This is a genomic window from Azospirillum sp. NS33 (assembly GCF_059703765.1).
The window spans coordinates 49,938-75,510 of the sequence record NZ_BAAKJB010000029.1 but is presented as its reverse complement, the minus strand read 5'-3'; the positions used below and the strand labels follow the sequence as shown (position 1 = coordinate 75,510).

The 25,573-nt window shown below is 73.2% G+C and carries 21 protein-coding genes; 11 read left to right on the top strand and 10 right to left on the bottom strand.

Translation table 11 applies throughout. The annotated features are described in order from the left end of the window. Positions 1 to 41 precede the first annotated feature (41 nt). Positions 42 to 2,801 carry an ATP-binding protein gene (locus AC6H2I_RS22675; RefSeq protein WP_497503020.1) on the top strand — a complete coding sequence of 920 codons (2,760 nt, stop codon included), beginning with the start codon at positions 42 to 44 and terminating at the stop codon, positions 2,799 to 2,801. Here the strand turns inward: AC6H2I_RS22675 and AC6H2I_RS22670 are convergent. After that, positions 2,755 to 3,468 (bottom strand): response regulator, encoded by a 714-nt coding sequence (locus tag AC6H2I_RS22670; RefSeq protein WP_497503019.1) that lies wholly within the window; start codon positions 3,466 to 3,468, stop codon positions 2,755 to 2,757. The genes AC6H2I_RS22675 and AC6H2I_RS22670 overlap by 47 nt on opposite strands. A 135-nt stretch (positions 3,469 to 3,603) precedes the next feature. Here AC6H2I_RS22670 and AC6H2I_RS22665 point away from each other — a divergent pair, with 135 nt between their 5' ends. From AC6H2I_RS22665 to fdh3B, 6 genes are all read left to right on the top strand, one after another. Then, entirely contained in the window at positions 3,604 to 4,785 is a 1,182-nt protein-coding gene (locus AC6H2I_RS22665; RefSeq protein WP_497503017.1) for a NapC/NirT family cytochrome c, read from the top strand. Positions 4,786 to 4,850: 65 nt separating this feature from the next. Further along, positions 4,851 to 5,513 (top strand): TorD/DmsD family molecular chaperone, encoded by a 663-nt coding sequence (locus AC6H2I_RS22660; RefSeq protein ID WP_497503016.1) that lies wholly within the window; start codon positions 4,851 to 4,853, stop codon positions 5,511 to 5,513. Positions 5,514 to 5,611: 98 nt separating this feature from the next. After that, positions 5,612 to 8,077, top strand: a complete 2,466-nt coding sequence (gene torA / locus AC6H2I_RS22655; protein ID WP_497503014.1) for a trimethylamine-N-oxide reductase TorA — start codon at positions 5,612 to 5,614, stop codon at positions 8,075 to 8,077. An 84-nt stretch (positions 8,078 to 8,161) separates the two neighbouring features. Next, a complete protein-coding gene (locus AC6H2I_RS22650) occupies positions 8,162 to 8,467 on the top strand; it encodes a hypothetical protein (protein ID WP_497503012.1) in 306 nt (101 codons plus the stop codon). A gap of 45 nt (positions 8,468 to 8,512) precedes the next feature. Then, positions 8,513 to 9,529: a GTP 3',8-cyclase MoaA gene (moaA, locus tag AC6H2I_RS22645; RefSeq protein WP_497503010.1), complete on the top strand. Its 1,017-nt coding sequence runs from the start codon at positions 8,513 to 8,515 to the stop codon at positions 9,527 to 9,529. Positions 9,530 to 9,540: 11 nt separating this feature from the next. Beyond that, a complete protein-coding gene (fdh3B, locus tag AC6H2I_RS22640) occupies positions 9,541 to 10,155 on the top strand; it encodes a formate dehydrogenase FDH3 subunit beta (RefSeq protein WP_497503009.1) in 615 nt (204 codons plus the stop codon). A gap of 15 nt (positions 10,156 to 10,170) precedes the next feature. Here fdh3B and AC6H2I_RS22635 read toward each other — a convergent pair whose 3' ends face one another. Next, positions 10,171 to 10,773, bottom strand: a complete 603-nt coding sequence (locus AC6H2I_RS22635) for a hypothetical protein (protein ID WP_497503007.1) — start codon at positions 10,771 to 10,773, stop codon at positions 10,171 to 10,173. 198 nt (positions 10,774 to 10,971) lie between these two features. Between AC6H2I_RS22635 and AC6H2I_RS22630 the strand changes: the two genes are divergently transcribed. Together AC6H2I_RS22630 and AC6H2I_RS22625 are read left to right on the top strand one after the other, a co-directional pair. Then, complete coding sequence (locus AC6H2I_RS22630) at positions 10,972 to 11,565, top strand: superoxide dismutase family protein (RefSeq protein WP_497503006.1); 594 nt, start codon at positions 10,972 to 10,974, stop codon at positions 11,563 to 11,565. Between the two features lie 195 nt (positions 11,566 to 11,760). Continuing rightward, positions 11,761 to 12,870, top strand: a complete 1,110-nt coding sequence (locus AC6H2I_RS22625; RefSeq protein WP_497503004.1) for an HPP family protein — start codon at positions 11,761 to 11,763, stop codon at positions 12,868 to 12,870. A 130-nt stretch (positions 12,871 to 13,000) separates the two neighbouring features. Here the strand turns inward: AC6H2I_RS22625 and AC6H2I_RS22620 are convergent, their stop codons facing one another. From AC6H2I_RS22620 to AC6H2I_RS22585, 8 genes are all read right to left on the bottom strand, one after another. After that, entirely contained in the window at positions 13,001 to 13,261 is a 261-nt protein-coding gene (locus AC6H2I_RS22620) for a hypothetical protein (RefSeq protein WP_497503002.1), read from the bottom strand. Positions 13,262 to 13,646: 385 nt separating this feature from the next. After that, entirely contained in the window at positions 13,647 to 14,897 is a 1,251-nt protein-coding gene (gene frc / locus AC6H2I_RS22615; protein ID WP_497503000.1) for a formyl-CoA transferase, read from the bottom strand. Between the two features lie 313 nt (positions 14,898 to 15,210). Then, complete coding sequence (locus tag AC6H2I_RS22610; protein WP_497502998.1) at positions 15,211 to 15,897, bottom strand: GntR family transcriptional regulator; 687 nt, start codon at positions 15,895 to 15,897, stop codon at positions 15,211 to 15,213. Beyond that, positions 15,894 to 17,609: a dipeptide ABC transporter ATP-binding protein gene (locus tag AC6H2I_RS22605; RefSeq protein WP_497502996.1), complete on the bottom strand. Its 1,716-nt coding sequence runs from the start codon at positions 17,607 to 17,609 to the stop codon at positions 15,894 to 15,896. The genes AC6H2I_RS22610 and AC6H2I_RS22605 overlap by 4 nt, the downstream gene beginning before the upstream one ends. A 10-nt stretch (positions 17,610 to 17,619) precedes the next feature. Further along, a complete protein-coding gene (locus AC6H2I_RS22600) occupies positions 17,620 to 18,513 on the bottom strand; it encodes an ABC transporter permease (RefSeq protein ID WP_497502994.1) in 894 nt (297 codons plus the stop codon). A gap of 3 nt (positions 18,514 to 18,516) precedes the next feature. Next, positions 18,517 to 19,545 (bottom strand): ABC transporter permease, encoded by a 1,029-nt coding sequence (locus AC6H2I_RS22595; RefSeq protein ID WP_497502992.1) that lies wholly within the window; start codon positions 19,543 to 19,545, stop codon positions 18,517 to 18,519. A gap of 14 nt (positions 19,546 to 19,559) precedes the next feature. Continuing rightward, the gene (locus AC6H2I_RS22590) at positions 19,560 to 21,197 is read right to left on the bottom strand and encodes an ABC transporter substrate-binding protein (RefSeq protein WP_497502990.1); all 1,638 of its coding nucleotides are present in this window, start codon (positions 21,195 to 21,197) and stop codon (positions 19,560 to 19,562) included. Between the two features lie 225 nt (positions 21,198 to 21,422). After that, positions 21,423 to 21,938 (bottom strand): RNA polymerase sigma factor, encoded by a 516-nt coding sequence (locus tag AC6H2I_RS22585; RefSeq protein WP_497502988.1) that lies wholly within the window; start codon positions 21,936 to 21,938, stop codon positions 21,423 to 21,425. Between the two features lie 184 nt (positions 21,939 to 22,122). Here AC6H2I_RS22585 and AC6H2I_RS22580 point away from each other — a divergent pair, with 184 nt between their 5' ends. Together AC6H2I_RS22580 and AC6H2I_RS22575 are read left to right on the top strand one after the other, a co-directional pair. Then, on the top strand, positions 22,123 to 23,106 hold the full coding sequence (locus tag AC6H2I_RS22580; RefSeq protein ID WP_497502986.1) for a FecR family protein: 984 nt from the start codon (positions 22,123 to 22,125) through the stop codon (positions 23,104 to 23,106). A 104-nt stretch (positions 23,107 to 23,210) separates the two neighbouring features. Then, the gene (locus AC6H2I_RS22575) at positions 23,211 to 25,523 is read left to right on the top strand and encodes a TonB-dependent receptor (RefSeq protein ID WP_497502985.1); all 2,313 of its coding nucleotides are present in this window, start codon (positions 23,211 to 23,213) and stop codon (positions 25,521 to 25,523) included. The last annotated feature ends 50 nt before the right edge of the window (positions 25,524 to 25,573 follow it).

Genomic DNA, 25,573 nt, shown 5'->3' with positions numbered 1-25,573 from the left:
TGGGACGGCGGGCGCGGGGGCCGGGGGTGTTCAGGGGGTCGTTGGCGAGGCTGATCCTCGCGCTGCAGTGGGCGTCCATCTCGGCGCTGATCGCCATCACCTTCGCCCTGGCGGGCCAGGAGGCGCTGACCGTGGCCGCCGCCGAGCGCACGGTCGCCCTGGCCCGCGCCGACCGCATCCTCTTCCGGGCCATGGCCGGAATTCGCTACGAGAACGGCGTGGCCGGGGTCGCCGTCCTGTCCGACGCCGATCCCGCCCGCGCGGTCGCCGCCTCCGACCGGCGGGTGGACGACCTGTACGCCGAGGCCGTGGACGCCCTCGCCGGACTGGCGATGCCCGGCCGGGCCGAGGCCCTGGCCGCCGCCGCCGCGTCCTACGGCGATCTGCGGCGCCACCGCACGCTGGTGGCGGCGCTGCTCGACCAGCCGCTGGAGCGGCGCGACATGGCGGCGGCCGAACCCTGGCTGATGGCCATGTACGCCCTGGTGGAACACCTGCGCGACGCCTCGACGATGGTGGCGAACACCGTGCGCATGCTCGACCCGCAGCTCGCCGAACTGGTCCAGGTCCGCCACGCCGCCTTCCTCATCCGCGACCATTTCGGCCGGCAATGCTCGGCGCTGCGGCCGGAGGTGCAGCGCAACACGCCCCTCGGCCGCGCCAAGCTGGCGGCCTGGCGGGCCTGGGTGGGCGTGTACGCGGCGCAGTGGGCGGCGCTGGAGGAGAGTCTCGGCCGCCCCGGCGCGCCGGCGCGCCTGCGCGACGACGCCCGGCTGGGGCGGGCGGTCACGGCCCGCGCCCAGGCGCGCATGGACGCCATCGTCTACGGCCTGGACGGATCGGCCGGGCCGGCGCTGCCCCCGGCCCAATGGTCGCGCCTGTGCACCGCCGCGTACGGTCCGATCCTCGACCTCGGCAACCACGCCCTCGACCTGGCGGTGGCGCGCGCCGAGGCCCTGAAGGGGCGCGCCACCCTCGTGCTGGCGGGCATGGTGGCGCTGGCGGCGGCCAGCCTGCTGCTGGGCGGCCTCTCGCTGCGCACCGTGCGGCGGCGCCTGTCGCGGCCGATGCGCACCCTGGCCGACACCATCGGCCGGCTGTCGCGCCGCGACTTGGCCGGCCCGGTCCCCGCCATGCCCCGCGACGACGAGCTCGGGGCCATGGCCGGCGCCCTGGAGGACCTGCGCCGGCGGGCGCTGGAGACCGAACGCCTGCGCGCCCTGCTCGACCGCGCGCGCACCGCCGAGCTCGCCCGGGCCACCGAGGTCAGCGAGGCCAAGACCGCCTTCCTGGCGACCATCGGCCACGAGGTGCGGACCCCGCTCAACGGCATCCTCGGCATGGCGCAACTGCTGGGCGACAGCCCGTTGAGCGCGCAGCAGCGGCGCTGGCTCGACGGCATCAGCGGCTCCGGCGGCCTGCTGCTGCAGACCCTGAACGACGTGCTCGACTACGCCAAGATCGAGGCGGGGCGGATGACGCTGGAAACGATCCGGTTCGATCCGCACGCGGTGCTGCGGACGATCGCCGCGACCGTCGCGCCCCAGGCCGCCGCCAAGGGCCTGAGCTTCCGGTGCGACGCCCCGTCCCTGCCCCCCGGCCTGCTGGGCGACCCCGGGAAGCTCGGCCAGGTGCTGCTGAATCTCGCCGGAAACGCCGTGAAGTTCACCCACCAGGGGGGCATCGAGCTCGCCGTGCGCCGCCGACCCGATCGCGCGGCGGCGCCGGTGTGGCTGGAGTTCAGCGTGCGCGACACCGGCATCGGCATCGCGGCCGACGCCCTGCCCACCCTGTTCGACCCCTTCACCCAGAGCGATTCCTCGATCACCCGCCGGTACGGCGGCACCGGGCTGGGGCTGGCGATCTGCAAGCGCATCGTCGACGCCATGGGCGGTCGCCTGTCGGTGGAGAGCGCCCCCGGCACCGGCAGCACCTTCACCGCCGCCCTGGCGTTCCCGCTGGCCGGCCCGGCCGCCCCCGCCGCCGTGCCCGCCGCCGCCGCCTTCACAGCCGCGCTGCCGCCCTTGAGCATCCTGCTGGCCGAGGACAACGCGGTCAACGCGGCGGTGGTCACCGGCATGCTGGGCGGCCTGGGCCACGCCGTGACCCACGCCGGCGACGGCGCCGCCGCCGCCGCTCTGGCCGCCGCCCACGACTACGACGTGGTGATGACCGACCTGGCGATGCCCGGGCTGGACGGCCTCGCCCTGGCGCGGCGGGTGCGCGCGCTGCCCCACGCCACCCGCTGCGCGGTCCCGATCATCGCCCTCACCGCCGACGCCGGGCCGCAGCGCGCGGAGGACTGCCGCGCCGCCGGCATGACCGCGGTCCTCCACAAGCCGTTCCGCCGCCTCGACCTGCTGCGGGTGCTGGCCGACGCGATCGGGGCGGACGCCGACGCCCTGCCGCCCGATCCCGGCGACCGGCGCTCGCTCCTGGCCCAGCGCGCCCTCGACCTGGGCGAGGAGCGGACGGCGCGGATCGTCGAGCTGTTCGCGGGCGGCGCGCCGGAGCTGGTCGACACCATGGCCCGCGCGGCCGCGGCCGGCGACGCCGACGGCGCCGGCGGTGCCGCCCACCGCCTGAAGGGGGCGGCCGCCCAGCTCGGTCTGCACCGGCTGGCCCGGCTGGCGGAGGCAGCGGAGCGGGCCGCCCGGTCCGGCGACGCAGCCGCCGTCCGCGCCGCGGTCGCGCCCGTGGCCGCGGCGTCACGCGCGGCCGTGGCCGGGGTGCGGCGGGCCTGGGCCGGGGTGGTCAGCGCCCGGTGCCGGCGAAGCGGTAGCCCACCCCGTGTTCCGTGACGATCAGGCGGGGCTCGCCGGGATCGCACTCGATTTTCCGGCGCAGGCGGGCGATCAGCACGTCCACGGTGCGGTCGTTGGGCGCGGCATCGCGGTGGGGGATGACGTCGAGCAGGACGTCGCGCGTCAGCACGTTGCCGGGGTGGCGCAGCAGGGCGGCCAGCACCTCGTACTCGCCGCGGGTCAGCCGCACCTCCGCGCCGTCGGGTGAGTGCAGGGCGCGCTGCTCCAGGTCGAAGCTCCAGCCGGCAAAGCGCCGCACCGTGGCCGCGGTCCCGGACCCGCCCCGCCCGCCCTCGCCGGACCGCCGCAGCACGGTGCGCACGCGGGCCAGCAGCTCGCGCTGCGAGAACGGCTTGGTCACGTAGTCGTCGGCGCCCAGCTCCAGGCCCAGCACCCGGTCGATCTCCTCGGTGCGCCCGGTCACCAGGATCACCGGCAGGTCGGAGCGCGCGCGCAGCTCCCGCATCACCGCCAGCCCGTCCTCGCCGGGCAGGCGGATGTCCAACAGGACGAGGTCGGCGGGGTCGCGCCGCAGCAGGGCGCGCAGCCCGTCGGCGTCCGGCGCGGTGCTGACCCGGAACCCCTCGCGCTCCAGATAGGCCGCCAGCGTCTCCCGTATGACCGGTTCGTCGTCGACGACGACGAGGTGGCTGTTCGTGCTCATCTCACCTCCAGGACGCGCCCTGCGACACATCGTCCTGTTAACACCCTGTTCGCAACCGGCCGAAACCACGTTCACACTAGGGGCATACCCCTGTTCCGGAAAGCCCGATGTGGTGTGTGGAACAGGAGGACGGCCATGCGTGCCCGGCTGGCGAGACTGCGGCAATGGCTGAAGAAGCCGGTGGGACTGGGAACGGTGGCGGGTGCCGCCGTCCTCTCCGCCGGTGTGGCGCTGGCCGGATGGGGCGCCTTTTCGACGGTGCTGGAGAAGACGAACTCCCTGGAGTTCTGCATCTCCTGCCACTCCATGCGCGACACCGTGTACCAGGAGTACACGGCGTCGCCCCACTTCGCCAACGCCTCGGGCGTGCGCGCGGTGTGCGCCGACTGCCACGTGCCCAAGGCCTTCGGCCCGAAGATGGTGGCCAAGGCCATGGCCGCCAAGGACGTCTGGCACACCCTGCTGGGCACCATCGACACCCCGGAGAAGTTCGAGCAGCACCGGCTGACCCTCGCCAAGCGGGTGTGGGCGAAGATGGAGGCCACCGACAGCCGCGAATGCCGGTCCTGCCACACCCAGGCGGCGATGGATGTCCACAAGCAGAGCCCCAAGGCGGCGGAGCGCATGCAGAAGGGCTTCGCCAACGGCGAGACCTGCATCGCCTGCCACAAGGGCATCGCCCACAAGCTGCCGGACATGGCCAGCGGCTACCGCACCATGATCGCCGGCATCAAGGCGGCGGCGGCCGCCGCCAAGGGCAGCGGCGCCGACACCCTCTACGCCGTGGAGACCGCGGCGATCCACGCCGAGAAGCCCGAGGCCGACGCCACCAAGGGCGACGGCAGCGTCTTCCCGCTCACCCCGGTCACCGTGCTGGAGCGTGACGGCGACCTGCTGAAGGTCGAGGTCGGCGGCTGGGTGCAGGAGGGGGTCGAGCGCCTGCTGGTGGCCGCCCAGGGCCGGCGCATCTTCGAGGTCAGCATGTCCGCCACCATGGCCGAGACCGTGGCGCTGGGCGAGGCCACCATCGACCCCGACACCGAGCTGAGCTGGCAGCCCGGCCGCGTCACCGGCTGGGTGCGGGGCGCCGCCTTCACCGCCGACCGGGCCGGCCTCATGGACTACGGCGCGGAGATGGCCAGTGCGGCGTGCGGCGCCTGCCACGGCCTGCCCCAGGCCAGCCATTACCCGGCCAACCAGTGGATGGGGATCATCAAGGACATGAAGGACGGCACCGCGCTGACCGCCGAGGACGTCCGCTTCCTCCAGACCTACTACCAGCTCCACGCCAAGGACATGGTCGCCCACGGCTCGTGAGCCCATGGCCTCCCCCGACCCGACTCACCCGCGTCCCGCCCGCGTCCCATGACAGGTCCGCCGCCATGACCACCACCCTCGTCGACCCGTCCGTCACCACCCTGCCGCCGGCCCTCGCCCGGGCGTTGCCGCCGGCCCTGGGCACCCTGGCCGCGCTGTTCGGCGCGCCGCTGGACCGTCCCGACGTGGTGGCGCTGGCCCGGCCGGTGGAGCATGGCCCGCTCGCCCCGCTGGCCGGCATCCCGGCCCTGCGGACGGGGGCGGAGGCCGCGGCGGCGATCGTGCGGGGGCTGGGCGGCACCGACGCCGCGGTGTCACGGCTGAACCGCAGCTACTGCGACCTCTTTCTCGGTGCCGGCGGCCGGCTGACCGCGGCGCCCTACGAATCCGCCCACCGCGGCTCCGGCCGCCTGTTCCAGGAGCCGGCCGCGGAGATGGCGGCCCTGTTGAACCGGCAGGGCCGCGCCATCGCCGCCGGGTTCGGCGAACCGCCCGACCACCTGGCGATCGAGCTGGCGCTGCTGGAGGACGCCCTGCTGCGCGGCGCGGCCGGGGCGCCGGGCGAGCCGGCGGTCGCCGCCGCCCTGCTGGCCCGCCTCGGCCGCTGGGCCCCCGCCTTCGCCGCGGCCTGCCGCGCCCACGACCCCGTCGGCTTCTACGCCGAGGTGGCCGGGCTGCTGATCCGGCTGCTCGACCTGACGGCCACCGCCTCGCCCGATCCGACCTGACCAGACCTGACCAGAACGGCGCGGCCGGGCCGCGCCCACGCGGGGGGGCCGGGCACGCACCGGCAGGCGCTCCGCACCCCAAGAAGGAGACCCACAGGATGTTCGACACCATCGCGTTGTCACGCCGGCGCTTTCTCAGCGCCACCTCATCGCTCGCCGCGATCGGCGCCGCCGGCGCCCTGCTGCCGGCCGGCGCCGTGCGGGCGCTGGCGGCCGAAGGCCCGCGGGAGATCCTCACCGGCTCCCACTGGGGCGCCTTCTACGCCACCGTCGACCAGGGCCGCTTCACCGCCCTGCGGCCGTGGGAGGGCGACTTCCATCCCAACAAGGCGCTGGACGGGGTGCAGGACGTCGTCTACTCGCCCAGCCGCATCCGCTATCCCATGGTGCGCCGCGCCTATCTGGAGAACGGTCCCAAGGCCGAGCGCGACAGCCGCGGCGCCGGCGACTTCGTGCGGGTGAGCTGGGACAAGGCGCTGGAGCTGGTGTCCGACGAGATCGCCCGGCTGCAGAAGGACGAGGGGCCGTGGGCGGTCTACGCCGGCAGCTACGGCTGGCGCAGCTCGGGCCAGATCGGCAACCCGCAGATCATGCTGACCCGGCTGATGAACCTGTGCGGCGGGGCGGTGCGCAGCTCCTCCAACTACTCCAAGGCGGCGCTGGAAGGGATCATGCCCTACGTCGTCGGCTCGATCGACGCCGCCGGCCCGCAGACCACCTACGCCTCGGTGGTGGAGAACACCAAGCTGATCGTGTTCTGGGGCTCGGACCCGTTCAAGACCAACCAGATCGCCTTCGCCCTGCCCGACCACGAGGAGTACAAGTGGTTCGAGGACATGAAGAAGGCCGGCATCAAGGCCATCTTCATCGACCCGCTGCACCTCGACGCCTGCAAGGCCCTGGACGGCGAGTGGCTGGCCATCCGCCCGGGCACCGACGTCGCCCTGGCCTTGGGCATCTGCCACACCCTGCTGACCGAGAACCTGCACGACGCCGAGTTCCTCGACACTTACACCTACGGCTTCGAGACCTTCGCCGACTACCTGCGCGGCACCGGCTGGGACAAGGTGGAGAAGACCGCGGAGTGGGCCGCCGCGATCACCGAGATCCCGGCCGACGTCATCCGCGCCCTCGCCCGCCGGTTCGTCGCCGACCGCACCATGCTGGTCAGCGGCTGGAGCTGCCAGCGCCAGCACCATGGCGAGCAGTGGCCGTGGGCCTTCGTCACCCTGGCGGCGATGGTCGGCCAGATCGGTCTGCCCGGCGGTGGTTTCTGCCAGAACTACCACCTCTACAGCCAGGGCTCGCCGTCCAGCGGGGCGCCGGCGCTGGCCCCCAGCCTGTCCGGCGGCACGCGCACGGAGACCAAGCCGTGGCCGGCGGAGAAGGGCGCCCAGGTGATCCCGGTGGCCCGCATCGTCGACATGCTGGAGAAGCCCGGCCAGCCCTATGAGCACAACGGCGGCACCCACCTCTACCCCGATGTCAAGATGACCTACTGGGTCGGCGGCAACCCGTTCCACCACCACCAGGACCGCAACCGCATGCGCCAGGCCTGGAAGAAGTTCGAGACGGTGGTCGTCCAGGACTTCCAGTGGACCGCCTCGGCCCGCTTCGCCGACATCGTGCTGCCCGCCGCGACCACGGCGGAGCGCGACGACATCGAGATGGTCGGCACCATCTCCAAGCGCGCCTACGTCGCCATGAAGAAGCTGGTCGAGCCGGTGTTCGAATCCCGCACCGACTACGCCATCTTCAGCGACCTGGCGGAGCGCCTCGGCGTCGGCCAGGCCTTCACCGACGGCAAGAGCGAGATGGACCTGGTCCGCGACGTCTACGCCGCGGCCAAGAAGACCGCCGACGCCAAGAAGACGGTCACCCTGCCCGACTTCGACGCCTTCTGGGACAAGGGCATCGTCGCGTTCGAGACGCCGGAGAAGAACAAGCGCTGGGTGAAGTACGCCGACTTCCGCGACGACCCCATCCTCAACATGCTGCCGACGGCGACCGGCAAGATCGAGATCTACTCCAAGGCGATCGAGAAGATGGGCTACGACGACTGCCCGCCGCACGCCTCGTGGCTGGAGCCGGTGGAGTGGCTGGGGCAGGCCGACAAGCCGTATCCGCTGCATCTCAACTCCAACCACCCGACCCACCGCATGCACTCCCAGCTCAACGGCACCCGGGTGCGGGCGATCTACGAGGTGGCCGGGCGCGAGCCGTGCCTGATCAACACCCAGGACGCGGCGGCCCGCGGCATCGCCAGCGGCGACGTGGTGCGGGTGTTCAACGGACGCGGCCAGTGCCTGGCCGGCGCCGTGGTCAGCAACGACGTGCGGCCCGGCGTCATCCAGTTGCAGGAGGGCGCCTGGTACGACCCGACGGACGTGTCGGACCCCAACACCCTGTGCCGGAACGGCGATCCCAACGTGCTGACGATCGACGTTGGCACCTCGCGGCTCGCCCAGGCGACCTCGGCCCACACCTGCCTGGTGGAGGTGGAGAAGCACGCCGGCGACGCGCCCAAGGTCGCCGTGTTCGAGGCCCCGGCCAGCGCCGCCTGACCCGTCCCGCCCCGCCGCCGTCCGCCCCCCGGCCGTCGGCGGCGGGGTACTCCTCCGCAAGCCCCCACCACCGGGAGCCACGCCATGATCCGTACCCTGTTCGCCGCCCTGCTGGTGGCCCTGCCGCTGGCGGCACCGGCCGCCGCCCAGTCGGTGTCCCTGCCGGAGTTCGACCCGGCCAACCCGCCGCGCGTCGACGCCGCACCCCTGGTGGCGGGGCCCACCGCCTTCACCGAGGCGCAGGCCCGCCGCTGGCTGCTGCGCGCCGGCCTGTCCAGCATCGCCGAGCTGACCCTCGGCGACGACGGCATCTGGACCGCCACCGTCGAGCGTGCGGGCATCACCATGACCGTCGGCCTCGATGCCGCCGGCTCCATCGCCACCCGCTGAGGCGGGCCGGGACCTTCCGCCTTCTTCCGACCGGGACGGAGCGCCATGACCGACACACCCCACGCCATGGCCACGGCCACGCCACCGTCCCTGGTCGACGGCTTCGGCCGGGCCGTCACCTATCTGCGGGTGTCGCTGACCGACCGCTGCAATTTCCGCTGCTTCTACTGCATGGCCGAGGCCGTGGAGTTCCTGCCGCGCCGCGAGGTGCTGAGCCTGGAGGAGACCGACCGGCTGTGCAGCGCCTTCGTGGCCCAGGGGGTGCGCACGCTGCGCCTCACCGGCGGCGAGCCGCTGGTGCGTCCGGGCGTCATGGAGCTGGTGCGCGCCCTGTCACGCCACATCGGCGCCGGCGCCCTGGACGAGCTGACCCTGACCACCAACGGCGCGATGCTGTTCAAGCACGCCGCCGGGCTGGCCGCCGCCGGGGTGCGGCGGATCAACGTCTCGCTGGACACCCTCGATCCCCACAAATTCGCCGCCATCACCCGCTGGGGCAGGCTGCCCAAGGTGCTGGAGGGGATCGCCGCCGCCGCCGCCGCCGGGCTGGCGATCAAGATCAACACGGTGGCCCTGAAGGGCGTGAACGACGACGAGGTCCACACCCTCGTCGCCTGGTGCGGCGACCGTGGCTATGACCTCACCTTCATCGAGGTCATGCCCATGGACGGCGTGCGCCACGACGCCCATTACCTTCCCCTGACCCGCCTGCGCCGCGACCTGGAGACGCGCTGGACCCTCACCGACAGCGCCCACCGCACCGGCGGCCCGGCCCGCTACGCCACCGTGGCCGAGACCGGGGGACGGATCGGCTTCATCACGCCGCTCACCCACGGCTTCTGCGAGGGGTGCAACCGGGTGCGGCTGACCTGCAACGGGCAGCTCTGCCCCTGCCTCGGCCAGCGCGGTGCGGTCGACCTGCGCGCGGTGCTGCGGGCCGGCGCCGACGACGCCACCCTCGCCGCGGCGGTGCGCGGCGCAATCGGCGCCAAGCCGCGGGGACACGATTTCGCCGACGCCGGCGCGCCACGGCGCCGCGCCATGCACCGCACCGGCGGGTGAGAGGACCGGCCATGACCCGCCTGGTCCTCGCCTGCGACAGCGACCGCTGCATCGAGTGCAACGCCTGCGTCGTCGCCTGCAAGAACGAGCACGACCTGCCCTGGGGCGTCACCCGGCGCCGCGTGGTGACGCTGAAGGACGGCCAGCCGGGGGAGCGGTCGCTGTCCCTGTCGTGTCTGCACTGCACCGATCCGCCCTGCGCCGCCGTCTGCCCGACCGGCTGCATCCAGGTCACGGCGGACGGCGTGGTGCTCCACGACAAGGAGCGCTGCACCGGCTGCGGCTACTGCCTGCCCGCCTGCCCGTTCGGGGCCCCGCGGTTTCCCCGCACCGGCGACTTCGGGGCGCGCGGCGCCATGGACAAATGCACCTACTGCCACGGCGGCCCGCCGGCGCGGGCGCCGTCGCCGCCCGTCGATCCGGCCCGGGCGCAACGCCTCTACGGGCGCGACCGCCTGGGCGAGGGCAAGCTGCCCCTGTGCGCGGAATTCTGCGCCACCAAGGCGCTGCTGGCCGGCGACGCCCCGGTCGTCGCGTCGATCCTGGAGGCGCGGGTCGCCGCCCGGGGCTACGGCGCCGGCGCCTGGGGCTGGGCCACGGCGTACGGGCCCGGCGGCACGGACTGACCCGCGCCCGTGCCGTCACCGCGCCGTGTCGGTGCCCACGGTGCTGCCGAAGGTGCGGTCGGTGTCGCCACGGCCGCGCGGCAGCACGGCGAAGCCGTCGGGGAACAGGTCCTTCACGGTGTCGGCGACCAGGAACCCGAACGACAGGTCCTCCGGCTGGAGCCGCCCGACCGAGCGGTTGGCGCTGGTGCTGAGCGGCCGGTCGCCCTCGCACAGCGCCGCGGCCACACCGACGGTGGAGGCCATGTTCTCGAAATCGGCGTCGGCCCGCTCGGCGGTCCGGGCCGCCTCGGTGTCCGGCCGGCACAGGTCGGGCGTGACGTTGGCCTCGGCGTCGTGGAAGGCGATCACCAGCCGGTAGTCGCGGGCTGCGTCGAAGGTCTCGTCGGCGGTGAAGTTGCGTTCGGGATCGCGCAACGCCTCCGGCAGGGCCTTGACGACGGCGTCGGCGAAGGCCTCGGGCGCCATGCCGTCCTTGGCGCCGATGACCGACACCGTGAAGCCGCTGCCGTCCGGTTCCGCCGTGGTCTCCGCCGCGGCGTCCGGAGCCGCGGTCACCCCGACCAGCGCCAGCGCCGCCATCGCCGCCACCAGGGACAGGCGCAGGGTAGCAACCATCTCAATCCTCTCCCGCTCTCGGTTCCGCTGCGATGTGGAACACGCCAGCGCGCCAAAGGTGCCGCTGGCGCCGCGGACCACCCCGGAAAACCGGGCGCCGCGACGGGAAAATACGCGGCGGCGGCGCAACCCCGGCGCCCCCCGGCCGTTTCCGCAGGGACGCCCCAGCGCGTCCCACGTCACCACCGGGAGGAGTCCATGACCACGACCTCGCTGATCCGAGTCCCCGCCGTCCTGGCCGGCGTTCTGTGCGCCGGGCTGGCGGCCGGCGGCGCGGCGGCCCAGACCGCCCCGGCGGCCGGCGGCCTGCCCGAGGCCCCGGCCGGCCAGGCGCTGGCCACCGCCACCCTGACGGGTTCCGACGGCGCCGCCATGGGCAGCGCCGCCTTCGTCGAAACGCCCGCCGGGGTGCTGATCCAGGTGCGCCTGAAGAACGTGCCGCCGGGTGCCCACGGCCTGCACATCCACGAGAACGGCGCCTGCGAGCCGCCCGACTTCAAAACGGCCGGCGGCCACTACAACCCCGGGGGCGAGGAGCACGGCTTCATGCGGCCCCAGGGGCGGCACGCCGGCGACCTGCCGAACATCGTCGCCGGCACCGACGGCCAGGGCGACGCCGACATCCTGACCTCCGGCATCAGCCTGGGCACCGGGCAGGCCACCCTCTTCCCGGACGGCGGCACGGCCCTGGTGCTGCACGCCGGACCCGACGACTACCGCACCGACCCGGCCGGCGCCTCGGGCGGGCGGATCGCCTGCGGCACGATCCAGCGCACCACCCAGCCCCAGTAGGCCAACCCCAGTAGGCCAACCCCAGTAGGCCAACCGCACCGGGCTGAATGTCCAAAACGCGGGCAGGCATATGCCCAATTTTTCCGCATCCCGCAATAAGATTCATCGCTCATAAATCTTTTCCGTGCATCCCGGGTAGGGTTCCGGTCGGGCGCGATCCGCCCGGGACCCCCCTTTGCGCGGAGGCATGAGGCGATGACCCCATGGCTGCGGCGGTTCCTGCCGCCACCCCCCACCGTCGACCGTCGGGAATGGCTGCGCGCCGGCATCGGCGCCCTCGTCGGCCTGACGCTGACGGCGTGGCTCAGCGGGATGACCCTGGGCGCGGCGGAGGCATGGCCCCTGCTGATCGCGCCCATGGGGGCGTCGTCGGTGCTGCTGTTCGCCGCACCGGCGAGCCCGCTGGCCCAGCCCTGGTCGATCCTCGGCGGCAACATGGTGGCCGCCGTGGTCGGCGTCACCTGCGGGCGCTGGATCGCCGACCCCACCCTGGCCGCGGCGGTCGCCGTGGCCCTGGCCATCACGCTGATGTTCCCGCTGCGCTGCCTGCACCCGCCCAGCGGCGCGGTGGCTCTGACGGCGGTGCTGGGTGGGCCGGCCGTCGCCGCCCAGGGCTACGCCTTCGTGGCCAGCCCGGTCGCCCTCAACTCGGTCCTGCTGCTGCTCGCCGCCCTGGCGTACAACGCGCTGACCGGGCGCGCCTACCCGCATGCGGCGGCCGCCGCGCCGGCGGTGCCCCACGCCACCGCCGACCCTCCGCCGGGCGACCGCCTCGGCCCCACGGCGGCCGACCTGGCGGCGGCGTTGCGCGCCCATAACGCGGTCATCGACGTCGCCCCGGACGACCTGGAGGCGCTGCTGCGCGACGCCGAGCGGCGCGCCCACCGCCGCCAGTCCGGCGGCGTGGTGTGCGCCGACATCATGTCCCACGACGTGGTGTCGGTCGGGCCGGGGGCGCGCGCCGCCCGTGTCTGGGACCTGCTGCACCGTCACCGCATCAAGGCGGTCCCGGTGGTGGACGCCGAGCGGCGGGTGATCGGCATCGTCACCCCGGCCGACGGGCTGACCCTGGCCGCCCGGACCGCGGCCGACCTGATGTCGGCACCGGCGCGCACCGCGCGCGCCGACGATCCCATCGCCGGCCTGGTGGAACCGATGTCCGACGGCGGGCTGCACCACGTTCCGGTGGTCGACGACCAGGGACGGCTGGTCGGCATCGTCACCCAGTCGGACCTGATCGCCGGCCTGTACCACGGCGCCGGGCGGGCCGCCGCGACCGCGGACTCACGCGCCCGGCGGGCGTGACGGGGTGCCTGTTCGAAGGATCGGGAGGAGGAGGGGCGGAGGAGCACGGCGCCGGTGCCGCGCGGAAGGCCAGGACGGCGCGGCCCAGGGGACGCGGGGGCGCCCGGCCGGGCGGGTCGGGCGGCGCGGGCTAGCGCAGCCACTCCTTGACCTCGCGCAGGCGCTCGTCGCCGCGCGGGGTGCGGGCGTACTCGCGCCCGTAGCGGGTCATGTACTCGCGCACATAGCCCTGCTCGATCAACTCCTCCAGCGCCGGCCGCACGACGATCGGCTTCAGCTTGGTGGTGCGGATGATGGCGATCAGCGAGGCCGGCAGCATGTGGGTGGCGGACCCCGGCGTGGCCCGCAAGGTGGTGAGCGTCGTCCAGTTCACCGATGTCGGCGAAATCATGGGAACCTCCATTGGCTCGGCTGGCGGAGAGGCGAGGCGAGGCGAGGCGGGTGCCGCCATGCGGAGGCGCATGCGAGCGGCATGCCAGAACAACACCACCGCCGGCCGGCGGTTTCCCCCGGAGGCGTTCCCCGGGGCCGCGTGCACCGCTGTGGACGGGAACGCCGGCCGGCGCCGCCCGGCGCCGCGCCCTGGTTCCCGGTGGACACCACCGCACCACGAGAGGCTACCACGAACGGCGGGGGCGGCAACCCGGCGTCACGCCGGACGCCGCACCCCAACGGAAAACGGCGCCCGAAACCCGGGCGCCGTCTCCTTTTTGCCGCACCGCCCACGGGCGGTGTTGCCGATCACCGCCGCAAGGCGGTGCGCTGGCGATCCGCGATCAGACGGCCTTGGCGGCGTGCAGCTCGGCGATCTGCGCCTCGCTGTAGCCGAGCTGGGTCAGGATCTCGTCGGTGTGCTCGCCGAGCAGCGGCGAGCCGGTGACCTCGACCTTGAGGTCCGAGAACTTGATCGGGCTGCCGACCGTCAGGTACTTGCCGCGCTGCTTGTGGTCGACCTCGACGATCGAGCCGCTCTTGCGCAGCGACGGGCACTCGGCCAGCTCCTTCATGGAGAGGACCGGCGAGCACGGGATGTCGAACTTGCGCAGGATGTCGACCGCCTCGTACTTGGTCTTGTCCTTCAGCCAGTCCTCGATCGTCGCGAAAATGTCGAAGATCTTGTCCTGGCGGGCGCGCGCGGTGTTGTAGGCGGGATCCTCGATCCACTCCTCCCGGCCCAGCGCCTTGCAGATCGGCGCCCAGGCGTGGCCCTGGATGGTGAAGTAGATGTAGGCGTTGGGATCGGTCTCCCAGCCCTTGCACTTCAGCACCCAGCCCGGCTGGCCGCCACCGCCAGCGTTGCCGCCGCGCGGCACCACGTCGGAGAACTCGCCGTGCGGGTACTGCGGATACTCCTCGAGGTAGCCGACCCGCTCCAGGCGCTGCTGGTCGCGCATCTTGACGCGGCAGAGGTTGAGCACGGCGTCCTGCATCGACACCGCGACCTTCTGGCCCTTGCCGGTCTTCTGGCGGCCGATGATGGCGGTCAGGATGCCGATGGCCAGGTGCATGCCGGTGTTGCTGTCGCCCAGAGCGGCGGCGCTGACGGTCGGGGGGCCGTCCCACCAGCCGGTGGTCGAGGCGGCGCCGCCGGCGCACTGCGCCACGTTCTCGTAAACCTTGAGGTCTTCATAGTGGTGGCCGTCGGAGAAGCCCTTCACCGAGGCGACGATCATGCCCGGGTTCAGCTCCTTGATGTGCTCCCACGTGAAGCCCATGCGGTCGAGCGCGCCCGGACCGAAGTTCTCGACGAGGACGTCCGACTCCTTGATCAGCTTGGTCAGGACGTCCTTGCCCTGCTGCGTCTTGGTGTCGAGGGTGATCGACCGCTTGTTGCTGTTCAGCATCGTGAAGTAGAGCGCGTCGGCGTCCTCGATGTCGCGGAGCTGGCTGCGCGTCACGTCGCCGGCTCCCGGCCGCTCGACCTTCATCACGTCGGCGCCGAACCAAGCCAGCAACTGCGTGCACGCGGGACCCGCCTGCACGTGGGTGAAGTCGATGATCTTAATCCCCTCGAGTGGCTTGCTCATAATGCTCTTCACTCCCTTTCGGATGCTTCAGTTTTCCCTGGACGGCCGGAGCGCGGCCGGTCCGGGGTTGATGCGGCGTCGCCCTTCGTCCGTGGGCGCGATGTCGATCAGCCGGTTGCGGGAGCGGCGGTGCCGCCCCGAGCCCTGACATTGGCTATACCGTATACCAGATACGGCGTCCAGGGCAAGCCCCATTGGGAGCGCCGCGAACTGTTGTTCGCGCGAACAAAGGCGCGCGAGCGCGCGCGGGGCGGCGGGCGGGCGGCGGGCGCGACCCTTCGGCAAGGGGCCGCGCGGGCGGACCCGGCCGGCCTCAGGCGGTTTCGGGCACCCGGCTGCCGGGCAGGAAGGTGGCGCTGGCGACGCCGACGGTCAGCACATGGGCGCGCGCCGCGGCGGCGGCGCCGGGCCCGTCGCCGCGCAGGATGGCGGTGACGATGGCGTCGTGCTCGTCCCAGCTCTTGGTCAGGCGCCCGGCGACGCGGAACTGGGCACGGCGGAAGGGGGCGAGCCGGGACCGGGTGGCGGCCACGAAGTCGCGGAGATAGCCGCAGTGGGTGCCGTCGTAGAGCAGGGTGTGGAAGCGGATGTTCACCTCCTCGTACGCCGCCCGGGCGCCGGCGCGCACCAGCGCCGCGGAGCCCTGGTGCAGGGCGTCCAGGGCGCGCCGCTCGCCCGCCGTCATGCGCTGGGCCGCCATGCCCGCGCACACCGCCTCCAGCTCGCCCATGGCGTCGAACATCTCGGTCAGCCGCTGGTCGGTCATCGCCCCGACCACGGCGCGCCGGTTGGGCTGGCGCTCGGCCAGGCCCATGGTGGAGAGCTGGCGCAACGCCTCGCGCACCGGCGTGCGCGACACCCCGAACCGTTCGGCCAGCCCGCCCTCGTCCAGCTTTTCCCCCGGCGGCAGGATGCCGCGGACGATCTCGTCGGCCAGCACCTGGACCATCTGGTCCACCATGGTGCCGGCCCGGCGCAGCGGGCGCGCCGGCGCGCTCATGCCGGGCCGGCGGCGGGGCCGGCAGGAGAGAGGCCGGCGGGGGAAAGGCCGGCGGCGGCGGCCGGCGGGTGCGGGATCGCCTCCAGCAGCGCCCGGGTGTAGGGGTCGGACGGGGCGTGCAGGATGCGCTCGGCGTCGCCCTCCTCGACCACGCGGCCGGCCCGCATCACCATCACCCGGTCGCAGATCAACCGCACGACGTTGAGATCGTGGCTGATGAACAGGTAGCTCATGCCCAGCTCCGCCTTGAGGTCGGCGAGAAGGTTCAGCACCACCGCCTGCACCGACACGTCGAGTGCGGCCGTCGGTTCATCCAGGATAACGAGTTTCGGGTCGAGCGCAATCGCGCGCGCGATGCCGACGCGCGCCTTCTGGCCGCCCGAAAGCTGGTGCGGGAAGCGGTCCAGCAACTCAAGCGGCAGCCCGACCCGGCGCGCCAGCTCCTCGGTGCGGGCCCGCGCCGCCGCGCGCCCCAGACCGGCCAGGCGGTACAGCGGGTCGGCGATGGAGCGGCGGGCGGTCCAGCGCGGGTTGAGGCTGTCGGTGGGGTCCTGGAACACCATCTGCAGCTTGCCGCGCAGGGGATGGCGGGCGAAGCGCGCCGCCGGAACCGCCCCCACGTCCGCGCCGGCGAAGCGGATGACGCCGGAGGTCGGGTCGGCCAGCCGCATCACCAGCGACGAGGTGGTGGACTTGCCGCAGCCGCTCTCGCCCACCAGCCCCAGGCTCTCGCCCTCGTGGACGGTGAAGGAGATGCCGTCCACCGCGCGGAACGGCGCCGCCCCGTGGCGGCCGGGGAACGCCTTGACGAGGTCGCGCACCTCCAGCAGCGGCGCCCCCTTGGCGACCGGCGGCGGCGGCGGCAGCGGCTCCGGCAGCAGGTCGCGCACGCCCGAATCGAGCCGCGGCGTCGCCCGCAGCAGGCGCCGGGTGTAGGGGTGGGCCGGGGCAGCGAAGAGCTGGGCGGCGGCGGCCTGCTCCACCACCACACCCTTCTCCATGACGACGATGCGGTCGCAGTAGGCGGCGGCCAGGCCGAGGTCGTGGGTGATGACGATGGCGGCCATGCCGCGCGCCCGGGTCAGCTCCACCATGAGGTCCATCACCGCCTTCTGGGTGGTGACGTCGAGGCCGGTGGTCGGCTCGTCGGCGATCAGCAGCTGGGGCCGGCAGGCAAGCGCGATGGCGATCACCACGCGCTGGCACATGCCCCCCGACAGCTCGAACGGGTAGGCGTGGTAGCGCTGCTCCGGATCGGCGATCTGGACCGCCCGCAGGGCGTCGACGGCGCGCTCGCGCGCCGTCGACCGCACCGCCAGGCCGTGCTCGATCAGCACGTCCTCGATCTGCCGGCCGATCGGGCGGATCGGGTTGAGCGCGGCGCGTGGATTCTGGAACACCATGGAGATCTCACGCCCGCGCATCTCCGTCATGGTGCGCTCCGGCGCGTCGTGCAGGCCGACGCCGCCGAACACGATCGAGCCCTCGGCGATGCGGCCGGCGCGGTCGAGGATGCGCAGCACCGCGTAGGAGGTCACCGACTTGCCCGACCCGGACTCGCCGACGATCCCCACCGTCTCGCCCTTGGCGACCGACAGCGAGACGCTGCGGATGGCCCGCACGGTGCCGCGCCGGGTGGCGAACTCCACCGTCAGGTCGCGGACGTCGAGCAGCGGCACGGCGCCGCTCGTGGCGCCCGTCGTGCTGGTCATGGGGGCCTCCTCAGGTGCGGCGCTGCGGGTCGACCAGGTCGCGCAGACCGTCGCCCAGCAGGTTGAAGGTGAAGACGGCGAGCATCAGCGAGGCGCCCGGGAACAGCGCCAGCCACCATTCCCCAGAGACGATGAAGTTGGCGCCCTCGGCCACCATGATCCCCCATTCCGGGGTCGGCGGGCGCACGCCCAGGCCGATGAAGGACAGCCCGGCGGCGTTGAGGATCGCCCAGCCCATGTTCAGCGACACCTGGACCATCAGCGGCGGCAGGGCGTTGGGGAAGAGCTGGAAGGCGAGGATGCGCAAGGACCCGTTGCCCGACAGACGGGCCGCCTGCACGAACCCGGCGTCGCGGCGCACATTGACCTCGGCGCGCACCATGCGGGCGTAGAAGGGCAGGTTGATCAGCGCGGTGGCGTAGACGATGTTCTCCACCGTGTTGCCGGCGGCGGCGACGATGCCCATGGCCAGCACGAACAGCGGGAACGCCATGATGGTGTCGAGCACCCGGCCGACGATGCGGTCGGTCCAGCCGCCGTAATAGCCGGCCAGCCCGCCCAGCGCCGACCCCGCGACGAAAGAGAGTGCCACCGCCGCCACCGAAATGGCGAGGTCGAGACGGGTCGCCACCACCACCCGCGAGAGCACGTCGCGGCCGAGCTGGTCGGTGCCGAACCAGTGCGCCCAGGACGGCGGCTGCAAGGCCGCCGCAGCGTCGGTGGCCAGCGGGTCGTAGGGCACCAGCGACGGCCCCAGCACCGCCGCCCCGACGATCAGCAGGAACAGGGCGAAGGCGACCGCGGTCACCGGGTTGCCGGCCAGCACGTAGCGCAGGGTGCGCAGCGCCGCGGCACCGGGCCGCGCGCGCGGCGGCGCGAGGCGGGAGGGGACGGGCATGTCCATGGCTCAGTCCTCCAGACCCAGGCGCGGGTCGATGAGCGTGTAGGCCAGGTCGATCACCAGGTTGAGCGCGACGAACAGCAGCGCCATGGTGAGCACGAAGCCCTGCACCGCGGCGTAGTCGGAGACCACCAGCGCCTCCACCGCGTAGGAGCCGATGCCGGGCCAGGCGAACACCTTCTCCACCAGCACATTGGCGCCGAGCGCGAAGGAGAACACCATGCCCAGCGTGGTGACCACCGGCAGCATGGCGTTGCGCAGGGCGTAGGTCAGCAGCACCCGGCGCCGCGACAGGCCGGCGGCGCGGGCGGTGCGGATGAACTCGCTGCCCAGGGCCTGCAGCATGGCCGCCCGGGTCATCCGGGCGATCGGCGCCAGGGTGAACAGGGCCAGCGTGATCGCCGGCAGGGCGAGGTGGGCGAGCGCGGCCAGCGCCACCGCGGTGTCGCCGGCGAGCAGGGCGTCGACCACGTAGAACCCGGTCACCGGATCCGGCGGCAGGGAGATGAAGTCGAGGCGCCCCATCGGGGCCGGCGCCCAGCCGGCCAGATAATAGAACACGTAGACCAGGGCCAGGCCGGTGAAGAAGGTGGGCAGCGAGACCCCGGCGGTGACGATGAACCGGCAGAGATGGTCGATCCAGGTGTCCGGCCGGGTGGCGGCGAGGATGCCCAGCGGCACCGCCACCGCCACCGCCAGCAGGAGCGCCAGCAGGGTCAGCTCCAGCGACGCCGGCAGGCGGCGCAGGATCTCCTCCAGCACCGGCTGCCCAGTGGAGATGGAGGTCCCGAGGTCGCCGGTGGCGAGGTCCTGGACATAGGCCAGGAACTGCACCGGCAGGCTGCGGTCGAGTCCCAGCTCGTGACGGATCGCCGCGATCGACGCCTCGTCCGCCGCCGGCCCGGCGAAGTAGACCGCGGGGTCGCCGGGCAGGGCCCGGGTCAGCACGAAGGTGATGACGACGATGCCCAGCAGGGCGGGCAGCGCCTGGAGCAGGCGGCGCCCGGCGAGCCGGGCCTTGGCGGGAACCGTCACGGCCGGGCCCTCCCTCAGGCGCTGCGGAAGCCCAGCGGGCGGACGTCCGGCATGCGGTGGAACCAGTAGGTGTAGCCGGTCACGTCGGGGCGCATCGCCACCTCCATGCTGGGCTGCCACAGCGGGATGCGCGGCACGTCGTCGAAGGCCTTGGCGATCATCCGCTTGATCTTCGGCGCGTAGTCCGGGTTGTCGACGGCCATGTGCAGCGTCTCGTCGACCAGCGTCTTCATCTCCGCGTCGTCGTAGTTCGACGAGTTGAAGAGGTTGCCCTTCACGTACGCCCAGTAGAAGTAATAATCGGGTGTGTTCAGCCAGCCACCGAAGTTCTCCAGGTGCAGCGGCAGCTTCTTGTCGACCAGGGCGACGGTGCGCCAGTTGGCACCAGGGATCTTGTCGATGGTGGCCTTGATGCCGATCTTGGCGAGGCCTTCCTGGATCAGCAGGGCGGTGGGCTCGCCCCATTCGGCGGTGCCCAGGTCGAAGGACAGCGGCACCTCGAAGCCACTGGCGTAGTCGGTCTGGGCCAGCAGCTCCTTGGCCTTGTCGTAGTCGGTGGTGTAGGGGGACGGCTGCGGCCAGGCGATGTCGGTGGGCTCGCCGCCCGCGCCGCCCCACAGCTTGGTGCCGCGCCCGTAGGCGGCGTTGGCGTAGATGTCGGCGTAGGGGATGGCGTAGGCGACGGCCTGGCGCACCCGCTTGTCCTTGAACGGCTCGAAGATCAGGTTCGGGCACAGGGCGTTCATGCAGTTCTCGACCGGCGTGCCGACCACCTTGACCTTGCCGCCTTCGGCCAGTTCACGGGCGTCCTTGGCCGGGATGTCGTGGGACATGTGGACGTCGCCGCGCTCGATCAGGGCGCGCCGCGTCGCCTGGGACGGCACCTCGCGGATGATCACCCGCTTGACCGCCGGCACCGGGCCCGACGCCCACTCCTCGTTGCGGGTGTAGACCAGCTGCTGGCCGGGGTCCCAGCGCTCCACCTTGAAGGCGCCGGAGCCGGCCGGGGTGCGGTGCAGGAACTCCATGGCCCAGGGGTCGTCCTTGGTGGCGTTGCTCTTGGCCACCTCGGCGTTGATGATGAAGGGCACCGGCACGGCGAGGTCGGGCAGGGTCAGCTTCGAGGGGTGGATGAACTTGATGCGCACCGTCGTCTCGTCGACCACCTCGAACTGGTCGGGAGACACCAGGGCGCCGGCCTTCATCTGGGTGGTCGGGAAGCCGCCCACGGTGACGGCGCGGTCCAGCGACCACTTCACGTCGGCCGCGGTGACCGGCTTGCCGTCCCAGAAGGTCGCCTTGCGCAGATGGAAGACCGCGGACATCCCGTCGGGCGCGATCTCCCAGCTCTCCGCCAGCTCCGGCTTTAGGGTCGCGTAGTCGTAGCTGAGCGAGCCGTCGGGCATGGTCTTGGTGCCGAACGACAGCAGCCGGTCGTAGCAGTTGACCGAGATCTGGTAGCTGGGCCGGTTGGTGCCGGTGCGGTGGAGGTCGAGGCTGTTGATGGTGGTGCCGGTGACCACGACCAGGGTGTCGCCGGTGGCCGCGGCCGCGGGCAGGGCCCGCAGGAAGGGCAGGACGCCGGCCCCCGCCGTCGCCGCCGTCGCGGTCGCCGCCGAAACGCTGCCGAGGAAATCACGCCGGTTCATCATCGCGAGGAGTCCTTTCCGTGGAGCAGGTGTTTGCAAAGTGTATGCACTTTGTGGGCCACCCCGGCCGGACCGGCCCCGGACCTGCCACGCCAAGCGTTTGCGCCGTTCGCGGACGGCCACCGCCGGGCCCGGCCCGGCCCGGCAACGCACAAATCATGGGCAAATGACCTCACCGCGCGACAATGGCGCCGTTTTGTGCATTTGCGGACGCGGCGCGGGGCGCCCTCAGCCGCGGTCGCCGCGCGCCAGGGCGTCCACCATGTGCCCCATGGCCAGCTTCATGTCGTTGAAGACCGTGCCCTGGGAGACCCCGAGGTGCTGGGCGATCCGGGGATAGGGCCAGCCCTCGACCCGGCTGAGCAGCCACACCCGGCGGGCCCGTTCCGGCAGGCGGTCCAGCGCGTCCTTGAAGCGAACGACGCGTTCGCGCTGCAAGAGCCGTTCCTCGGCCGTGGGGGCGCCGCACACCACCTGCAGGGCGTCGGCCCCGTCCGCCGCCGCCACCTCGAACCGCTCGCGCGTGCGCCGCCGCCGCAGGTGGTCGAGCGCCAGGTTCTGCACCGTGCGGTGCAGGAAGGCGCCGATGTTGGCGATCGGCCCCTTCTGCGCGGCGCTGTGGGCGCGCAGATAGCACTCCTGGATCAGGTCCTCGGCCACCTGCCGGTCGCGCACGATGCTCATCGCCCGCCCCAGCAGGGACCGGCGGTGGTCGACGTACACGGCGTTGAGGCGGACGGGCATGGGGGAAGGGGCACCATCGATGGGGCCGGACGGCAACAAGATGCGAGCGATTATCATTCGCTGGATTTTGCTGTCAAGCCGCACCGTCGTGCCCCCTGCCCTCCCGGTGGCAGGCCGGCTCTTTGTGTCATCCGCCGCCTCGAACGTCTAAGATGGAGGGCGGGGCACGACGACGGGACGCGGCATGGAGCGAGTGGACCAGGACAGGAACGAGGGCTACCACCACCCCGACCCCGCCGTCGACGCCGCGCTGGCGTGGTTCGTCACGCTCCAGGGCGGGCCGGCCGACCCGTCGACGCAGGCCGCCTTCGAGGCCTGGCGGCGGGCGGATCCGCGCCACGCCGCCGCCTGGGACGCGGTCGCCGCGGTCGGCGCGATGCCGGAGTTGCAGGCCGCCACCCGGCAGGCCGCCCGGCCCGCCGGCCCGCCGCGCCGGGCGCCCCGGGCGCGGCCGGGGGTGTGGTGGGGATCGCTGGCCGCCGCCGCCGTGCTCGCCGCCATCGGCCTGCACCTGGTGCCCGTGCTGGCGGTGCGGTGGAGCGCCGACCACCTCACCGCCACCGGGGAGCGGCGGGCGGTGACCCTGCCCGACGGCTCGCGCCTGCTGCTCGACACCGCCTCGGCGGTGGCGGTCGACTTCGCCGGCGACCGGCGCGACGTGCGGCTGCTGCGGGGGGAGGCCTTCTTCGACGTGGTGCCCGATCCCGACCGCCCGTTCCGGGTGGCCGCCGCGCACAGCCGCGTCGAGGTGACCGGCACCGCCTTCGCCGTCCACACCGGGGACCGGGAGGACGCCGTGGTGCTGGAGCACGGCCGGGTGACGGTGCGCCGGGGCGACGGCCGGGGCACCCCCGTGACGCTGGCCCCCGGCCAGGGGGTCACGGCCGGCGACGCGAGGCTGTCGCCGCCGGCGCCGGCCGACCTGGCCGTGGCGCTCGCCTGGCGCGACGGCCGCTACGTCTTCCACGACCAGCCCCTGGCCGCCGTGGTCGACGCCCTGGGCCGCTACCACGACGGGCCGATCCTCGTGCTCGACGACCGGGTGGAGCGCACCCGGGTCAGCGGCAGCTACCGCACCGACGCCCCGCTCGACGCCCTGCGCGCGCTGGCCGGCATCGCCGGCGTGCGCATCACCGTGCTGCCCGGCGGCATCGTCCTTTTGGGTTAGGTTTTTTTGTGAGGCTGCCGGTCCTCGGACGTCAGGCGGAACAGGGGGTGGTCGCGCCCACGCGCCCCGCCCCGCCGCCCGCACGAACGAGAGGAGCAGCAGCCATGGCTTGCCGGACCGCGTCCACCCACACGATCTTCCGGCGCGCCCCCGCCGCCCCGGTCCGGCCCCTGGCCCTGGCGCTCGCCGCCTCCACCGCGCTGGCCGGCCTGCTGGCCGCACCGGCCCCGGCGCTGGCCCAGGGCACGGCCCAGGGCGCCACCCAGACCCAGGGCGCCGTGCTGGACTTCGCCCTGCCGGCCCAGCCGCTGGCCGCCGCCCTCGACGCCTTCGCCCGCCAGACCGGCTGGCAGGTCGGCTATTCCAGCGGCCTCGCGTCGGGCCTCACCGCGCGCGCCGTCACCGGCTCCATGACGCCGGCCCAGGCGCTGGCCACCCTGCTGGACGGCACCGGCGTCGCCTACCGCATGACCGGACCGGCGTCGGTCGCCCTGACCGCGGCGCCCGCCGGCAACGGCGCCCTCCTCCTCGCCCCGGTGACCGTCGCCGGTGCCGCCGGCCAGGGCGGAGGGGCCGGGCGCACGGTGATCACCGCGGCCGAGCTGGAGCGCAAGAACGCCACCGACATCGCCGGCGTCTTCGCTGGAGAGCCGGGCATCCAGGTCGGCAGCTCCCTGCCCATGTCCCAGAAGGTGTACGTGCAGGGCGTGGAAGAGACCAACCTCGCCGTCTCGATCGACGGCAGCCGCCAGAACAACAAGGTGTTCCACCACAGCGGCACGACCCTGATCGATCCGGCCTTCCTGAAGGCGGTGCGCGTCGACGCCGGCGTCGCGCCCGCCGACGCCGGCCCCGGCGCGCTGGCCGGCGCCATCGCCTACGAGACCAAGGGCGCCCGCGACTTCCTGGCCGCCGACGGGCTGGGCGCCTTCGTCAAGGCCACCGCCAACAGCAACGGCCCGACCCTGACCAGCAGCGCCTCGGCCTTCGCCCGCCACCAGGGCTTCGACGCCCTGGGCTACGTCACCTACGGCACCGGCGACAGCGTCGAGGCGGGCAACGGCCAGACCATGGCCGGCACCGACACCGACCTCATCAGCGGCCTCGCCAAGGCGGCGGTGCAGACCGAGGGCGGCCACCGCTTCCAGCTCAGCTACGAGCAGGTGCGCGACGACGCCCCGCGGCCGTTCCGCGCCAACATCGGCGCCATCTCCGGCCGCCCGGCGTGGGAGCCCAAGGTGCGCGACTACTCCATGGACCGCCGCAACCTCGTCTTCACCTACACCGACGAGCAGCCGGACGAGGTGTGGAACCCGCGGGTGGTGGTGGCCTACGGGCGCACCGACATCGACACCGACATCTTCACCCGCCCGGTCGCCCCCAGCACGGTGGCCGGCAGCTATCCCGGCGGCGGCACCACGGAGTCCCTGAACGGCAAGGCGGAGAACGTGTTCGGCTTCGCGCTGGGCACCCTCACCGCCGGCGCCGACTTCTACCGCGACGAGGCGACCTACGAGGACCCCACCTACGCGGTGGGCGAGCGGGCCCGCAACCTCGGCCTCTACGCCCAGGCGCGGCTGGAGCCGGTGGAGCGCTTGCGCCTGTCGCTCGGCCTGCGCGGCGACCGCCAGGTGTTCGAGGGCACGACGGGCGAGGAGTGGACGAACTCCGGGGTCAGCTACAACGCCTCGGCCGCGGTCGACCTGGTGGAGGAGTGGCTGACCGCGACCGGCGGCTACTCCCACACCTGGGCCGGCATCCCGCTGGCCGAGAACTACATCATGAACACGGTGTGGGACTACGGCCCCGACGGGCCGGACCCGGTGACCGCCGACAACGTGACCCTGGGGCTGGAGGCCCGCCACGACGGCGTCACGGTGGCGGGGCGGGTGTTCCGCACCATGATCCACGACGCCCGCGCCGCCCGCTACGCCGCGGGCAGCGGCACGCTGGCGCGCGACGTGACGTCCCGGGGCTTCGAGGTCGGGGTCGGCTACGACTGGGGCGACGGCTACGTGCGCGCCACCTACGCCGACATCGACGTCACCATCGACGGGGAGCCGGCCGATTCCGACCTCGGCACCTATCTGGCCACCCCGGTGGGCCGCATCCTCACGGTGGGCGGGGCGCACACCCTGCGCGACCTCGACCTCACCATCGGCGCCGACGTGGAGATCGCGCTCGACCACCACGACGTGGCGGCCGGCCACCAGCCGCTGGAAGGCTACGAGGTGGTGAACCTGTTCGTGGAGTACCGCATCCCCGGCCTCTCCAACCTCACCCTGCGCGCCGACGTCCGCAACCTGCTGGACGAGACCTACGCCAACCGCGCCACCTACGGCCAGGAGTTCGGCACGGTGACCCCGCTCTACGAGCCGGGCCGCTCCTTCCTGCTCACCGCGTCGGCGACCTTCTGACCACGCCGGCCGGGGGCCGGGCTTTTCCACGCCCGCCGGCGGCCCCACAT

Bases quoted from the DNA above. Each gene is read 5' to 3' on its own strand.
- AC6H2I_RS22670 (WP_497503019.1), bottom strand. From the start codon at position 3,468: ATGAGCACGAACAGCCACCTCGTCGTCGTCGACGACGAACCGGTCATA.
- AC6H2I_RS22665 (WP_497503017.1), top strand. From the start codon at position 3,604: ATGCGTGCCCGGCTGGCGAGACTGCGGCAATGGCTGAAGAAGCCGGTG.
- AC6H2I_RS22660 (WP_497503016.1), top strand. From the start codon at position 4,851: ATGACCACCACCCTCGTCGACCCGTCCGTCACCACCCTGCCGCCGGCC.
- torA (WP_497503014.1), top strand. From the start codon at position 5,612: ATGTTCGACACCATCGCGTTGTCACGCCGGCGCTTTCTCAGCGCCACC.
- AC6H2I_RS22650 (WP_497503012.1), top strand. From the start codon at position 8,162: ATGATCCGTACCCTGTTCGCCGCCCTGCTGGTGGCCCTGCCGCTGGCG.
- moaA (WP_497503010.1), top strand. From the start codon at position 8,513: ATGACCGACACACCCCACGCCATGGCCACGGCCACGCCACCGTCCCTG.
- fdh3B (WP_497503009.1), top strand. From the start codon at position 9,541: ATGACCCGCCTGGTCCTCGCCTGCGACAGCGACCGCTGCATCGAGTGC.
- AC6H2I_RS22635 (WP_497503007.1), bottom strand. From the start codon at position 10,773: ATGGTTGCTACCCTGCGCCTGTCCCTGGTGGCGGCGATGGCGGCGCTG.
- AC6H2I_RS22630 (WP_497503006.1), top strand. From the start codon at position 10,972: ATGACCACGACCTCGCTGATCCGAGTCCCCGCCGTCCTGGCCGGCGTT.
- AC6H2I_RS22625 (WP_497503004.1), top strand. From the start codon at position 11,761: ATGACCCCATGGCTGCGGCGGTTCCTGCCGCCACCCCCCACCGTCGAC.
- AC6H2I_RS22620 (WP_497503002.1), bottom strand. From the start codon at position 13,261: ATGATTTCGCCGACATCGGTGAACTGGACGACGCTCACCACCTTGCGG.
- frc (WP_497503000.1), bottom strand. From the start codon at position 14,897: ATGAGCAAGCCACTCGAGGGGATTAAGATCATCGACTTCACCCACGTG.
- AC6H2I_RS22610 (WP_497502998.1), bottom strand. From the start codon at position 15,897: ATGAGCGCGCCGGCGCGCCCGCTGCGCCGGGCCGGCACCATGGTGGAC.
- AC6H2I_RS22605 (WP_497502996.1), bottom strand. From the start codon at position 17,609: ATGACCAGCACGACGGGCGCCACGAGCGGCGCCGTGCCGCTGCTCGAC.
- AC6H2I_RS22600 (WP_497502994.1), bottom strand. From the start codon at position 18,513: ATGGACATGCCCGTCCCCTCCCGCCTCGCGCCGCCGCGCGCGCGGCCC.
- AC6H2I_RS22590 (WP_497502990.1), bottom strand. From the start codon at position 21,197: ATGATGAACCGGCGTGATTTCCTCGGCAGCGTTTCGGCGGCGACCGCG.
- AC6H2I_RS22585 (WP_497502988.1), bottom strand. From the start codon at position 21,938: ATGCCCGTCCGCCTCAACGCCGTGTACGTCGACCACCGCCGGTCCCTG.
- AC6H2I_RS22580 (WP_497502986.1), top strand. From the start codon at position 22,123: ATGGAGCGAGTGGACCAGGACAGGAACGAGGGCTACCACCACCCCGAC.
- AC6H2I_RS22575 (WP_497502985.1), top strand. From the start codon at position 23,211: ATGGCTTGCCGGACCGCGTCCACCCACACGATCTTCCGGCGCGCCCCC.